Genomic DNA, 13,894 nt, shown 5'->3' with positions numbered 1-13,894 from the left:
GCATGTCGCGAAACAGCTTGAGAGCAATAGCCCTGGTCGGTCTCCTGGGTCTGGCAGGTACGGCCTGGGGACAGACCTACCAGATCGAAGATATCGAGATCGAGGGGCTGGAACGGATTACCGCGGGTACGGCGCTCAGCTATCTGCCAGTTGAAGTGGGCGACACCTTCGACGAAAGCCAGAGCCCGGACATCATCCGCGAGATGTTCCAGACGGGGTTTTTCGACGACGTGGAGATTGCCCGGCGCGGGAATGTGCTGGTGGTGATTGTCTCCGAGCGTCCGGCGATCAACGAGATCAATTTTTCCGGGAATCGTGACATCCCGGACGATGGCCTGCGCGAGGCGCTTGAAGCGGCCGGACTGCGCAGCGGTCGCGTGTTCAACCGCACGATGCTCGACCGGATCGAGAGCGAACTGCGACAGCAGTACTTCGCTCGCGGCCGCTACAACGTCGAGGTGGATGTCGAGATTATCGACCTGCCGCGCAACCGCGTGGATATCGAGATCGATATCGCCGAAGGCCCTGTGGCGCGTATCCAGCAGGTCAATGTGGTGGGCAACGAGACCTTCACCGACCGCGAACTGACCCGCCGGTTTGATTCGGGCGTACCCCGCTGGTGGGCCTTCTTCAGTCGGCGGGACCACTATTCCCGCGAGAAGCTGTCGGGCGACCTGGAGCAGTTGCGTTCGCACTACCTGGACGAGGGCTTTCTCGAGTTCGATATCGATTCCACCCAGGTGACCCTGACGCCGGACCGCCGCGATCTGTTCATCACGATTAACGTGGATGAGGGTGAGCGCTATACCGTCACCGGATTCGACCTGGCGGGTGATTTCGTGGTGTCGCGGGACGAGTTGGAAGAGCTGGTCGAGATTGATGTGGGCGAACCCTTCTCGCGCAGCCAGGTGACGCAATCCGCCGAGCGGATCACCAATCGCCTGATGCAGGACGGCTATGCATTCGCCAACGTGAATCCCGTGCCGGATGTCGATGAGGACAGCCGCGAGGTCGATATCACCTTCTTTATCGACCCAGGCCCGCGTGTATACGTTCGGCGCATCCAGATCACTGGTAACGAGAATACGGAGGAGCGCGTCTATCGCCGCGAGCTGCGGCAGATGGAGAGCTCCTGGTACAACGGGGCCCTGATCGAGCGCTCCCGCGTGCGGCTGCAGCGTCTGCCATTCGTGCAGAGCGTGAACGTGGAGACGCAGCGAGTCCCCGGTACTGACGACGAGGTGGATCTGAACATCACGGTGACCGAGCAGCAATCCGGCGCGTTGACGCTTGGGGCGGGCTTCTCGCAGAACCAGGGGTTGTTGTTGACCGCGGGGTTGCAGCAGGACAACTTCCTGGGTACGGGTAACCGCTTTAATGCGGAGGTCAGTACCAGCCGAGTGAACCAGATCTTCCGCATGAGCGTGACCAACCCGCACTACACCCCCGCCGGGGCCAGCCGTGGGTTCTCTGTCTTCTACCGCAAGATCGACGCCGAAGAGGCGAACATCTCGCGCTATTCCTCGAACCGCTATGGGTTTGACGTGAGCTACGGGATCCCGCTGTCGGAGTTCGACCGTGTTCGCATCGTACCCGGATTCGAACACATTGATATCGACACGGTCGAACGTGACGGCCGGCGGGGCAGCCCGGACGAGATCTTTGACGAGGTCGACGAGTTCGGTAGTTCGGCAAATTTCTACAAGATCGAGACGAGTTATATCCACGACACGCGCGATCGCACGACCTTCGCCACCCAGGGGCGACGCCACCGCATTGGTCTGGAACTGGCCGTGCCCGGCAGTGATCGGGAGTTCTACAAGCTGACCTATTCGGGCGAGGAGATCTTCCGCCTGTCGGATCGTTATTCCTTCAGTATCTCGGGTGGGATTGCCTACGCGGATGGCTATGGCGGCTCCGAGCTGCCGTTCTATGAACGGCTGTTTGCCGGTGGTATTCGTTCGGTGCGTGGTTACGAGGACAACCGCCTCGGGGATCAGCGCGAGCTGCGCGAATTCCGGGACGAGAATGTTCCTGCGACGCGCGACTCCAATGACGACCCGTATGGTGGCCGCTTCCGTACCACGATCTCAGGGGAGTTGTTCTACCCGCTGCCGTTCGCCGCCGATAACGACGCGGTGCGGATGAGCACCTTTGTCGATGCCGGTAATGTGTTCAACGATCCGGGCGACTGGGACGTCGGCGAGTTGCGGGCGTCCGCTGGCTTCGCGATAACCTGGTTCTCGCCGGTGGGGCCGCTGAGCTTTAGCGTGGCCGAGCCGCTGAACGACCAGCCGGAAGACGATATTCAGCGCTTCCAGTTCCTGCTGGGGGCGTCCTTCTGAGCGCGAGGAGCAAGAACATGAGTCAGCGCAGTGGGACCATGAAGGGCGGCGTCTCCCTGGCGCTGTCCGCCGTGCTGTTGTTGGCGGGCTGGCTGGCCCTCCCGGCCCAGGCCGGGGCTCAGAACGTGGCATTCGTGACGATGAACCGCATCCTGGAGGACTCGCCGCAGGCCGAGCAGGCCATGCGCGAGCTGGAGCGTGAGTTCTCCCCGCGTGACGCCGAGCTGGTGGCCGAACGCGAAGAACTCCAGCGCATGCGTGACCGGCTGGAGCGCGACGGCGACATGATGAATCCCTCCGAGCGGGCCGATCTGGAGCGGGAGTTTTCCCAGCGGTCGCGTGAGTTCCGGCGCGCCCAGGAGAGCTTTAGCGAGGACCTGAACGTTCGCCGTAACGAAGAGCTGTCCCGACTGCAGCGGCGGATCAACGATGCGATTGTGGAACTGGCGCGCGAACGCGAGATCGACGTCATCCTGACCGAACGCAACGTGCTCTACGCCAGCGACCGGGTCGACATCACGGACGATATCCTTGCCGCAATGCAGCGCGACGACTGAGCGGGTGATCACCGCCGGCGACCTCGCCGTACATCTGGGCGGCGAGCTCACCGGGCCGGCCGAGATCCCGTTGCGAGGGCTGGCGACGCTTGCCCGGGCCGGGCCGGCGGATGTGTCCTTTGTTACGAATCCCGATCGCTATCGCGATGCCCTGGACTCTACCGAAGCGGGCTGTGTGTTGGTCCCCAGGGTGGGTGCCAAGTCGGTGAGCACGACAGCGCGTGCCTGGATTGCCGTCGATGATCCCTACCGCGCCTATGGGCAGGCGTCCCGCTGGTTTGGTGCCGGGCGCCGATGCGGTACTCCCGGTGTTGACCCAAGCGCGCGAGTGCATCCTGACGCACGCCTGGCCGCTGATGCGGAGGTTGGACCGGGCGTGGTGATTGGCGCCGGTTGCCGTATTGGTGCCGGTGTGGTGATTGGCGCACACAGCGTTCTGGGCGCGCGAGTTGAGGTAGGGGAGGAGAGCTATCTCCATCCTCGGGTCAGCCTGCTGAACGGAGTGCAAATCGGCAGACGTGCCATCATCCATAGTGGCGCGGTACTGGGTGCCGATGGGTTTGGATTCGCAAGCGGTCCGGATTCCACCTGGGAGAAGATCGAGCAGTTGGGGGATGTGCGCGTGGGCGATGATGTGGAGATTGGTGCCAACTCCACTATCGATCGCGGATCGCTGGAGTCCACGCGGATTGGCAACGGGGTCAAGATCGACAACCTCGTCCATGTTGCCCATAACGTTCAGATTGGCGACCATACGGCCATTGCGGGTTGTGTGGGGATTGCGGGCAGCGCACGCATCGGGGCGCATTGCGCCATTGGGGGCGGGGTCGGGATTCTCGGCCACCTGGCGATAGCCGATCGGGTGACACTGCACGCGATGACGCTCGTCACGCGCTCGATTGATCAACCAGGGGAGTATGCGTCCGGTGTCCCTCACCAGGAGGCCCGGTTGTGGAATCGCATGCTGGCACGGCTGCGTCGGCTCGCCCGGACGCGGGATGCATGAAACCCGCTTGTGTTGGAGTCGTCCGTTGGTCTCGGCTCATCAGAATCAGCAAAAAAGGAATGCCGCGTGGATGACTTCAATGTCCAGGAGATCATGCGCTATCTGCCGCATCGATATCCGTTTCTCATGGTCGACCGGGTGCTGGAGTGGGAGGCCGGCGTCTACCTGACCGGGATCAAGAACGTCAGCATCAACGAGCCCTATTTTCAGGGTCATTTCCCGATCAAGCCGGTGATGCCCGGTGTCCTGATCCTCGAGGCGCTGGCGCAGGCCACGGGTCTCCTGGCGTTCAAAACCGAAGAGGCGCGCAACGAGAATCAGGACAAGCAGCAGCTGTACCTGTTTGTCGGCATCGACGAGGCACGTTTTCGCCGCCAGGTGGTACCCGGCGACCAGCTCCACCTGCGTGTGGATCTCAAGCGCACCATGCGCGGCATCTGGCGCTTTGACGCGGTCGCCCGTGTGGGCGACGACGTCTGTGCCACGGCGCAGCTGATGTGTTCCGGGCAGGAAATCCCCTCGTGATCGACCCTCGGGCTGACGTACACCCGAGCGCGGAGCTGGACTCCTCGGTCGAGGTCGGGCCTTTCAGCGTGATCGGTCCGAATGTGCGAATCGGGGCCGGTACCCGCGTGGGTCCGCATGTGGTGATCCGCGGCCCGACCGAGATCGGTCGCGAGAACCGCATCTTCCAATTCTCCTCGATCGGCGAGGAACCCCAGGACACGACCTACAAGGGCGAGCCGACGCGGCTGGTGATTGGGGATCGCAACGTGATCCGGGAATCGGTCACGCTGCACCGGGGAACGGAGAAAGGGCTCGGCGAGACCGTGATCGGTCACGACAACCTGATTATGGCCTACGTGCATATCGCGCACGACTGCACCATCGGCAACAAGATCATCTTCTCCAACGCGACTTCGCTGGCGGGTCACGTCGAGATTCAGGACAACGTGACCCTGGGTGGCTTTACCCTGGTACACCAGTTCTGTCGGGTGGGGACCTTTGCCTTTACCAGCATGGGCGCGGCGCTTAACCGTGACCTGCCGCCCTACTGCCTGGCCAGTGGCAACTACGCGCGGCTGATCGGGATCAACAAGGTTGGGCTGCGGCGCAATGGCTTCTCCAACGAGGCGATCCAGGCGCTGCATCGGGTCTTTATCCTCGGCATGCGTGGTCGCGCCGGCCGCGAGCGCCATCTGGAGACGATGTTCGACGAGACCGAGGTCCCGGAAGTGCGCAACCTGATCGGGTTCGTGCGTAACAGCCAGCGTGGCATACTGCGTGGCGGGCGGCCGCACTAGGGAACCGCTGATCCCCGAGGCCGGATTCAACCTTGGGACAGATGCCCCTGGCTGAGCAGTTCCTGCGCCATCTCGGCGATACGGCGGTCGGCCCCGCCGTCTCCCAGGCGTTCACGGATCGAGGCGAGGGACTCCCGCATCGCGCCGAGCCGTTCCGGGTGCCGCAGCAGGTCGAGCGCGTCTGACGCCAGGCGTTCGGGGTTCGCCTGGCGCTGAAGGTATTCCGGGACCAGTCGTTCCCCCGCGACGATGTTGACCAGGGCGATATTCTCCAGGCGGACCAGTCGCGAAAAGACCGCGTGGCTAAGCCCCCCCATTCGGTAGAACACCAGCATGGGCGCCTGGAGCAGGCCGGCCTCGAGCGTGGCCGTGCCCGAGGCAATCAGCAGCAGATCGGCGCCCGCCATTAGGGCGTGTGCGCCTTCTTCCCCGGAGACAAACGATGTCGGCAGGCCGTCGCGCGGCGCCAGTGCGTCCAGCCGTGACGAGTCCACACCCGGGGCCAGCGCGACCGCGAAGCGCAGCGAGGGATCCTCCGCGTGCATCCGTCGCGCGGTTTCGAGCAGAAGCGGCCAGTGGCGCTTGAGCTCTCCGCTGCGGCTGCCGGGCAAGAGTCCGACCACGCGTTCATCTTCGGCAACGGCGATCCGTTCCGCTAGCGGTACGGTCGGTTCCTGGACCCGGTCCACCAGTGGATTGCCGACGTAGCGCACCGGGACGCCGGCACGCTCGTAAATCTCGGTCTCGAACGGAAACAGCACCGCCATCGCATCGACGCACTGCTGAATCCGGCGGATTCGCCCGGATCGCCAGGCCCACAACTGGGGGCTGACATAGAACAGGACCGGGATACCCAGGCGTCGTGCATGTGCCGCCAGGCGCAGATTGAATTCGACGTAGTCGACCAGGACAAGCAGGTCCGGACGGTTGTGCTCCAGGTGGGTACCCATGCGCCGGAACAGTCGGCGCAGGCGCGGGTAGTTCACCAGGACGTCGACGAGCCCGACGACCGCGAGTTCCTCGACATCGATCAGCGTCTCGACACCCGCGTCGCGCATCTGGGCGCCGCCCATGCCGGAGTATCGGACTTCGGGCTCCAGGATCGCGAGTTCGCGTACCAGCCCGGCCCCCAGGGCATCGCCGGAGCTCTCTCCGGCGCAGATGACCACGTGGCGTCGCATGGGGCCGGGTCTGTCTCGGCGCTTAGGCGAGGGCGCGCCGGATGGTGTCGCAGATCATCTCGATCTGGCCGTCCTCGAGCTCGGGGAACACCGGAAGGGACAGGCAGCGTGCGGTGACGGATTCGGTGACCGGAAGACTCGCAGGCAGGTTCGGCAGATCCGCGAAGGCTTTTTGCTGGTGCAGCGGGACCGGGTAGTAGATCGCGTGCGCGATCTCGGCCTCTTTCAGGGCTTGCATGATCGCGTCACGGTGATCGGTCAGAAGCGTGTACTGGTGGTAGACATGCGTACCGATACCGTCTTCGTGCGGGGTCTGAACTGGCAGGCCCTCCAAGCCCTTGCGGTAGCTGGCGGCGACGCGCCGGCGCTGGGCGTTGTACGCGTCGATGTGCGGCAGTTTCACCCGCAGGATTGCCGCCTGCATCTCGTCCAGGCGGCTGTTGTAGCCCACCTCGTCGTGGTAGTAGCGCTCGCTGGACCCGTGGTTGCGCAGTCGCTTCAGGGCCTCGGCCGAGGTCGGGCAGCTGGTGGTGACCAGACCGCCGTCGCCGAAGGCCCCGAGGTTCTTCGAGGGGAAGAACGAGAAGCAGCCAAAGGCATTGGCGGACCCGGTCTGCGCGCCATCGATGGCGGCGCCAAAGGACTGGGCGCAATCCTCGACGATCAGGAGCTTGTGGCGTTCGGCGATGGCCTGCAGGCGTGGCAGGTCGGCCGGCTGTCCGAACAGGTGCACGGGAATGATTGCCTTGGTGCGTTCGGTGATCGCGGCTTCGACCCGCTCCGGGTCGATGTTGAAGGTGTCGGGATCGATGTCCACAAACACCGGGTCGGCCCCCACATAGCGAATTGCCTCGGCGGTGGCGATGAAGGTGAATGGCGTGGTGATCACCTCGTCGCCCGGGCCGATGCCTGCGGCGGCCAGGGCCAGATGCAGCGCATCCGTCCCCGAGGCGCAGGTAATCGCATGTTCCACACCGAGATAGCGCGCCAGCTCGTCTTCCAGCGCCTGGACATTGGGGCCCAGGATGTAGCGGGCCCCGGCCAGGACCTCCTGCAGCGCGGCATCGATTTCGGGACGCAGGCTCTGGTACTGGCGCTGCAGGTCGACCATCGGGATCACGGCTTGACTCCTGTGCGAGTGTTTTCGAGGTGGCTGTGGGGGCCGTCGGCCTGGCCCATCACGTTGAGGTTCTGATAGACGAGCTTCGTGATTTGCTCGGCGGTGGCCAGCGCGCGCTGGCCGTCGCGGCCGCTGACCACGACCGGGCCTTCGCCGCGTACGGCGGCCACGAAGGCGCGGATCTCGGCGAGCAGGGCATCAGCCTCGTCGAAGACGCTCTCGTCCCGGTGGATCTCCGGGGCACCGGTCTCCGGATCGGGCGCGCCAATGTGGTTGAGCGACAGGATGCGGTTCTGAAAGTCCACCGAGGCATAGGCATGCGACTGGAAGATGCGCATGCGCCGCTCGGACTTGTTGCTGACGCGCGAGGAGGTGACGTTCGCCACACAGCCGTTGGCGAACTCCAGGCGGGCGTTGGCAATGTCGATGTCCTGCGTGAGCACACGGGCGCCAGAGGCACGGACCTCGGTTAGCGGTGAGTCCGTCAGGGACAGGATGATGTCGATGTCGTGGATCATCAGATCCAGCACGACCGAGACGTCGGTCGCGCGGGGCTTGTAGGGCGCCAGACGGTGCGATTCGATAAATCGCGGATGCAGCGGATCGTCGGTCAGTCGGCGCAGGGCGGCATTGAAGCGCTCCAGGTGCCCGACCTGCAGCACGACCCCTTTGGCCTCGGCCAGCTGGTTCAGGGCCTCGGCCTGCTCCAGCGTCGCGGTGATCGGTTTTTCCACCAGCACATGGCACCCGGCGTCGAGAAAGTCCCGGGCGATGTCGTAGTGAAGGGTGGTCGGCGCGGCGATCGAGACCGCATCGACCTGGCCGAGCAGTTCGCGGTGATCGGTGACCGCGGCGCAGCCATGTTCGGCGGCGACACGCTCGGCGGTGGCGGCATCGGCATCGGCTACGGCGACCAGTTCGGTCTCGGGCAGGGCGGCGTATTTGGCGGCATGCCATTTGCCAAGGTGACCGACGCCGATCGCGGCGCAGCGCAGGGGATTCTGAGACATGGGCGGGCTCGAGGTTCGTGGGGCGTGTGCTAGGATTTCCGGCGCTATTGTAACGGATCGCCCGGACTGCGCATGTCCGCGATCCATTCCCGCTATTGTCCAGGGAAACACGGGTTTCAGTGTTCCCTTGGTGTCCAGGCCCGATCGGGGGTTCGATGTCCGCAAACAGGGTGGCAAACGCTTGGGTCGCGGGCGTCGACGAGGTGGGACGTGGCCCACTGGCGGGGCCTGTGGTGGCGGCCGCGGTGATCCTGCCGGAAGGTTTTGAGGCACCGGGACTGACCGATTCCAAGAAGCTCTCGGCGCGTCGCAGGCAGGCGCTGGATGTCGAGATTCGCGAACGCGCGGTGGCCTGGGCGCTGGGGCGAGCCGAGGCGGCCGAGATCGACGCATTGAACATCCATCGCGCGACCCTGCTGGCGATGCAGCGCGCGGTGGCCGCATTGTCGCAGGTGCCCGATCACCTGCTGGTCGATGGGCGCTTTACGCCAGAGGGCCCCTGGAGCGCCGAGGCGATCGTCGGCGGGGATGGCTCCGTAGCAGCAATCAGCGCGGCCTCGGTCATCGCCAAGGTGGCGCGCGACGCGGAGATGACGGCCCTGCACGAACGCTATCCCGACTACGGCTTTGATCGCCATGCAGGCTACCCGACCGCCTACCATCGCGACGCGCTGGCGCGCCTCGGGCCGTGTGCAGAGCACCGTCGCAGCTTTGGACCGGTGGCGCGGGCGCTGGCCGCTGTTACGGGGGAAGGGGCATGAGCAGCGAATGGCACGACCCCGGCTTTGTGCACCTGCGGGTGCACTCCGAGTATTCGCTGATCGACGGGCTGGTGCGCCTGAAGCCGCTGGTCGCGGCGGTCGCGGAGAAGGGCATGCCCGCCGTCGCGGTGACCGATCACTGCAACCTGTTCGGGCTGGTGAAGTTCTATCGGGCGGCCATTGCCCAGGGTGTGCAACCGATCATCGGGGCTGATCTGCTGGTGCGGGACGCCCGTGCCGACGGGAGCGTGGCGCGCATAACCCTGCTGGCGCAGAACGACCCCGGCTACCGCAACCTCACCCGACTGATTTCGCGTGCCTGGCAGGAAGGGCAGGAAAAGGGCATCCCCAGGATCGACGCCGAATGGCTGGACAGCGCGGCCGAGGGCCTGATCGCCCTGTCGGGTGGCATCGATGGTCTGTTCGTGAGCGGCTCCGGGGTGGCGCGCGCACTGACCCAGGATGAGCTTGGCCCCTGGCTGAAGCGTTTTCCCGGGCGCTTCTATCTGGAGCTGACGCGCACCGAGCGTCCGGGCGAGGAGGCCTGGATCGAGCAGGCCCTGACAGCGGCGGAGCAGTTCGATCTGCCCGTGGTGGCGACCAACGACGTGCGCTTTCTCAGGGCCGAGGATTTCGAGGCCCACGAGGCGCGTGTCTGCATTCATGACGGCACCACGCTGGATGACCCCTCGCGTCCGCGGCGCTACTCGGAACACCAGTACCTTGCCAGCCCGGAGGAGATGGCGGAACGCTTCTCGGATATCCCCGAGGCCCTGGCAAACTCGGTGGCAATCGCGCGGCGCTGCAGCGTGAGCCTGACGCTTGGGGAGTCAGTGTTGCCGGATTTCCCGGTGCCGGAGGGATACACCGTCGAGGATCACCTGCGCGAGACCTCCGCGAAGGGGCTCGCGGCACGGCTGGAGCGTTTCCAGTTCGCCGAGCGTTCGGAGTACGACGAACGCCTGAAGCTCGAACTGGACGTGATTTGCCAGATGGGTTTCCCCGGCTACTTCCTGATCGTGGCCGACTTTATCCAGTGGGCCAAGGACAACGGCATCCCGGTGGGCCCGGGGCGTGGCTCGGGGGCGGGTTCGCTGGTCGCCTATGTGCTGGGTATTACGGACCTGGATCCATTGCGTTATGAGCTTCTCTTTGAGCGCTTTCTTAACCCCGAGCGCGTCTCCATGCCCGACTTCGATGTCGATTTCTGCATGGAGAAACGCGACGACGTGATCGACTACGTGGCCGAGCGCTACGGCCGCGACAAGGTCTCGCAGATCATCACCCACGGCACTATGGCCGCGAAGGCGGTCGTGCGCGACTGTGGCCGCGTACTGGGCTATGGCTACGGCTTTGTCGACCGTATCGCCAAGCTGATCCCGTTCGAGCTGGGCATGACCCTGGGCAAGGCCCTGGCCGAGAGCGAGGACCTGAAGGCGCAGTACGACCAGGACGAGGAGGTGCGCGGGATCATCGATCTGGCGCTCAAGCTCGAGGGACTTACGCGCAACGCGGGCAAGCATGCGGGCGGTGTGGTGATTGCACCGTCTGCGCTGACCGACTTCTCGCCGCTGTACTGCGAGGACGATGGCGGCTCGCTGGTGACCCACTTCGACAAGGACGACGTCGAGGCCGTGGGCCTGGTGAAGTTCGACTTCCTCGGGCTGCGCACGCTGACGATCATCGACTGGGCGGTCGAGAACGTGCGCAAGATGGACCCGGAGGCCCGCATCGACCTGGATGCGGTCCCGCTGGATGACCCCGACACCTTCAAGCTGCTGAAGGCCTACCAGACCACGGCAGTGTTCCAGCTGGAATCGGGCGGGATGAAGGATCTGATTCGGCGCCTCCAGCCGGACAGCTTCGAGGACATCATCGCGCTGGTGGCCCTGTACCGGCCGGGCCCGTTGCAGTCGGGGATGGTGGACGACTTCATCGACCGCAAGCACGGTCGCGCGCAGGTGGAGTACCCGCATCCGGATCTGGAGCCGATCCTGCAGCCGACCTACGGCGTCATCCTGTACCAGGAGCAGGTCATGCAGATCGCCCAGGTCCTGGCGAACTACACCCTGGGCGGCGCCGACCTGCTGCGCCGTGCGATGGGCAAGAAAAAGCCCGAGGAGATGGCCAAACAGCGCCAGATCTTCATGGAGGGCGCGCTGGGGCGTGGGGTCGAGGAGGGGACCGCGACCTACATCTTCGACTTGATGGAGAAATTCGCCGGCTACGGCTTCAACAAGTCGCACTCGGCCGCCTACGCCCTGGTCGCCTATCAGACTGCCTGGCTGAAGGCGCATTATCCGGCGCCGTTCATGGCGGCAGTGCTGTCCGCGGATATGGACAACACCGACAAGGTCGTGGGCCTGATCGAGGAATGCCGGAACATGGGCCTGAAGGTCCTGCCGCCGGACGTGAACCAGTCGGACTACCGCTTTACCTGCCTCGATGCGCAGACAGTGGTCTATGGCCTCGGGGCGATCAAGGGCGTGGGTGAGTCTGCGATCGACACGCTGTTGAAGGCACGCTCGGCGGACGGGTCCTTCCACGGGCTGATCGACCTGTGCCAGCGCGTGGACCTGTCCAAGCTCAACAAGCGGGTGCTGGAGACGCTGGTGCGCGCGGGTGCGCTGGATGCGATCGGCGCGAACCGCGCGACGCTGCTGAACGACATCCCCACGGCCGTGGCCGCGGCGGAACAGACCGAGCGCAATGCGAGCCTGGGTGTGGTGGACCTGTTTGGCGATCCGGCGGCTGCGGTGGTCCCGGAGAGCGAGACCCTCCCGGAGATGGAGGACGACGATCGTCTGCGCGGGGAGAAAGAGACGCTCGGCCTGTACCTGACCGGACACCCGGTCGAGCGCTATCGCGCCGAGCTCAAGCGGTTGACGGGCAGTACGTTCGCGGATCTGGAGGCGAAGCTGGAGCAGCGGCCCGATGACAGCGGCCAGCAGGGGCGACGCGGGCGCCAGGAGACCGTGCGCATTGCCGGCCTGGTCGTGGGGGTGCGGGTGCGCAACACGCAGAATGGGCGCATGGGCATCGCGACCCTGGATGATCGCAGCGGGCGTGCCGAGATCGTGCTGTTCAACGACGACTTCACCACCTACCGCGATCGCCTGGAGCCGGACACCCTTCTGGTGGCCGAGGGGACGGTGGCGCTGGATGACTATGCCGGCGGCATCCGCATGCGGGCCCGGGCCGTGTACACCCTGGACGAGGCGCGGGCGCAGTGGGCGCGCGCCCTGCACCTGTGCCTGGAGGGGGTGCACGCCGAGCAGGTGCAGAACCTGCGCGGCCTGATGGAGGAATATCGCGATGGTCAGTGCCGAGTCCACCTGTGCTACCGGCGGGATGATTTCGAGGCCGAGCTGAGCCTGCCCGAGGCCTGGGCCATTCGTCCGGACGAGCGGCTATTGCGCAATCTGCAGCAGAGCCTGGGCCCGGGCTGCGAGGCCCAGGTCCTGTACGGCCGTTGATTCTGTCGGCATCTACGCAATTAGGTGTTGTGATCAACAGCCCTGAGCCACCGCATGTCGCTGCACATCCGCCTCGGCCGGTCTCGAACGGGCAGCGAAGTGCGGGGTAATTGGTTACAATTCCGCGCCTGACGCCCATCTTTCCGACGCGGGACCCTGCATGAATCCGGATTTTCTCGACTTCGAACAGCCCATTGCCGAACTGGAAGCCAAGATTCGGGATCTGCGCTATGTGGGTGACGATGCCGAGGTCAACATCCAGGAAGAGATCCAGCGGCTGGAGGAGAAGTGCCGTTCGCTGACGGAGAGCATCTTCGCCAAGCTCACCCCCTGGCAGGTGGCGCAGATGTCGCGTCATCCCAAGCGCCCGTACACGCTGGACTACATCCCGCAGTTGTTCGACGAGTTCGAGGAGCTGCACGGTGACCGGACCTACGCGGATGATCCGGCCATCGTGGGGGGCGTGGCCCGCCTCGACGGGCGCCCGGTAATGATCATCGGCCATCAGAAAGGTCGCCAGACGCGCGAGAAGGTCTACCGCAACTTCGGGATGCCGCGCCCGGAGGGCTACCGCAAGGCCCTGCGGCTGATGGAGACGGCCGAGCGTTTTCGGCTGCCGGTCCTTACGTTCATCGACACCCCGGGTGCCTATCCGGGCGTGGGTGCCGAGGAGCGCGGCCAGAGCGAGGCGATCGCCCGCAACCTGATGGTGATGGCGCGGCTGGATACCCCGATCATCGCGACCGTGATCGGCGAGGGCGGCTCCGGCGGCGCGCTGGCGATCGGGGTCGGGGATGCCACGCTGATGCTGCAGTACTCGACCTACTCGGTCATCTCGCCGGAAGGCTGTGCCTCCATTCTCTGGAAGAGTGCCGAACGCGCGTCCGAGGCAGCGGAGGCGCTGGGCATTACCTCGCAACGGCTGCACGATCTGGGGCTGGTCGATCGCATCGTCTCCGAGCCGCTGGGCGGGGCCCATCGCGATCCGGAGACGATGTCGGCACACCTGCGCTCGGCGCTGCTGGAAACCCTTGATGGCCTGGAGGCGCTGGACCCGGCCAAGCGGCTGGATCGGCGTTACCGCCGCCTGATGGACTACGGTGCCTTCCAGGAAGCCACCTCCTGAGACACCGG

At 65.0% G+C, this 13,894-nt stretch carries 11 protein-coding genes; 8 read left to right on the top strand and 3 right to left on the bottom strand.

Features of this window, described 5'->3' with window-relative positions; all coding sequences use genetic code 11:
* Nucleotides 1-2 precede the first annotated feature (2 nt).
* The 5 genes from bamA to lpxA all read left to right on the top strand — a co-directional run bounded on the left by bamA (nt 3) and on the right by lpxA (nt 5,212).
* Nucleotides 3-2,345, top strand: a complete 2,343-nt coding sequence (gene bamA, locus F791_RS0111660) for an outer membrane protein assembly factor BamA (protein WP_019592663.1) — start codon at nt 3-5, stop codon at nt 2,343-2,345.
* Nucleotides 2,346-2,362: 17 nt separating this feature from the next.
* A complete protein-coding gene (locus F791_RS0111655) occupies nt 2,363-2,902 on the top strand; it encodes an OmpH family outer membrane protein (RefSeq protein ID WP_018139623.1) in 540 nt (179 codons plus the stop codon).
* A 4-nt stretch (nt 2,903-2,906) separates the two neighbouring features.
* Nucleotides 2,907-3,908, top strand: coding sequence for a UDP-3-O-(3-hydroxymyristoyl)glucosamine N-acyltransferase (lpxD, locus tag F791_RS0111650; protein ID WP_019592662.1), 1,002 nt, complete (start codon nt 2,907-2,909; stop codon nt 3,906-3,908).
* 66 nt (nt 3,909-3,974) lie between these two features.
* On the top strand, nt 3,975-4,433 hold the full coding sequence (fabZ, locus tag F791_RS0111645) for a 3-hydroxyacyl-ACP dehydratase FabZ (RefSeq protein WP_018139625.1): 459 nt from the start codon (nt 3,975-3,977) through the stop codon (nt 4,431-4,433).
* A complete protein-coding gene (gene lpxA, locus F791_RS0111640) occupies nt 4,430-5,212 on the top strand; it encodes an acyl-ACP--UDP-N-acetylglucosamine O-acyltransferase (protein ID WP_017926286.1) in 783 nt (260 codons plus the stop codon). The genes fabZ and lpxA overlap by 4 nt, the downstream gene beginning before the upstream one ends.
* 26 nt (nt 5,213-5,238) lie before the next feature.
* Here the strand turns inward: lpxA and lpxB are convergent, their stop codons facing one another.
* Genes lpxB through F791_RS0111625 form a run of 3 tightly spaced genes read right to left on the bottom strand, consistent with a single transcriptional unit; the run spans nt 5,239 to nt 8,523 of the window.
* A complete protein-coding gene (gene lpxB / locus F791_RS0111635; protein WP_018994235.1) occupies nt 5,239-6,393 on the bottom strand; it encodes a lipid-A-disaccharide synthase in 1,155 nt (384 codons plus the stop codon).
* 22 nt (nt 6,394-6,415) lie between these two features.
* A complete protein-coding gene (locus F791_RS0111630; protein ID WP_019592661.1) occupies nt 6,416-7,513 on the bottom strand; it encodes a DegT/DnrJ/EryC1/StrS aminotransferase family protein in 1,098 nt (365 codons plus the stop codon).
* Nucleotides 7,510-8,523 carry a Gfo/Idh/MocA family protein gene (locus F791_RS0111625; protein ID WP_018139628.1) on the bottom strand — a complete coding sequence of 338 codons (1,014 nt, stop codon included), beginning with the start codon at nt 8,521-8,523 and terminating at the stop codon, nt 7,510-7,512. Before F791_RS0111625 ends, F791_RS0111630 begins: the two co-directional genes overlap by 4 nt.
* Before the next feature lie 155 nt (nt 8,524-8,678).
* Here F791_RS0111625 and rnhB point away from each other — a divergent pair, with 155 nt between their 5' ends.
* The 3 genes from rnhB to F791_RS0111610 all read left to right on the top strand — a co-directional run bounded on the left by rnhB (nt 8,679) and on the right by F791_RS0111610 (nt 13,886).
* Nucleotides 8,679-9,284, top strand: a complete 606-nt coding sequence (gene rnhB, locus F791_RS0111620) for a ribonuclease HII (protein ID WP_026333038.1) — start codon at nt 8,679-8,681, stop codon at nt 9,282-9,284.
* Nucleotides 9,281-12,760 (top strand): DNA polymerase III subunit alpha, encoded by a 3,480-nt coding sequence (gene dnaE / locus F791_RS0111615; protein ID WP_019592659.1) that lies wholly within the window; start codon nt 9,281-9,283, stop codon nt 12,758-12,760. Before rnhB ends, dnaE begins: the two co-directional genes overlap by 4 nt.
* A 160-nt stretch (nt 12,761-12,920) precedes the next feature.
* Nucleotides 12,921-13,886, top strand: a complete 966-nt coding sequence (locus tag F791_RS0111610) for an acetyl-CoA carboxylase carboxyltransferase subunit alpha (RefSeq protein ID WP_018139631.1) — start codon at nt 12,921-12,923, stop codon at nt 13,884-13,886.
* Nucleotides 13,887-13,894 lie beyond the last annotated feature (8 nt).

Source organism: Thioalkalivibrio sp. ALRh (assembly GCF_000381425.1).
In the GTDB taxonomy this organism is placed as follows: Bacteria; Pseudomonadota; Gammaproteobacteria; order Ectothiorhodospirales; family Ectothiorhodospiraceae; genus Thioalkalivibrio.
The sequence above is the reverse complement of the archived record's forward strand: the minus strand, read 5'-3'. Positions and strand labels throughout refer to the sequence as shown.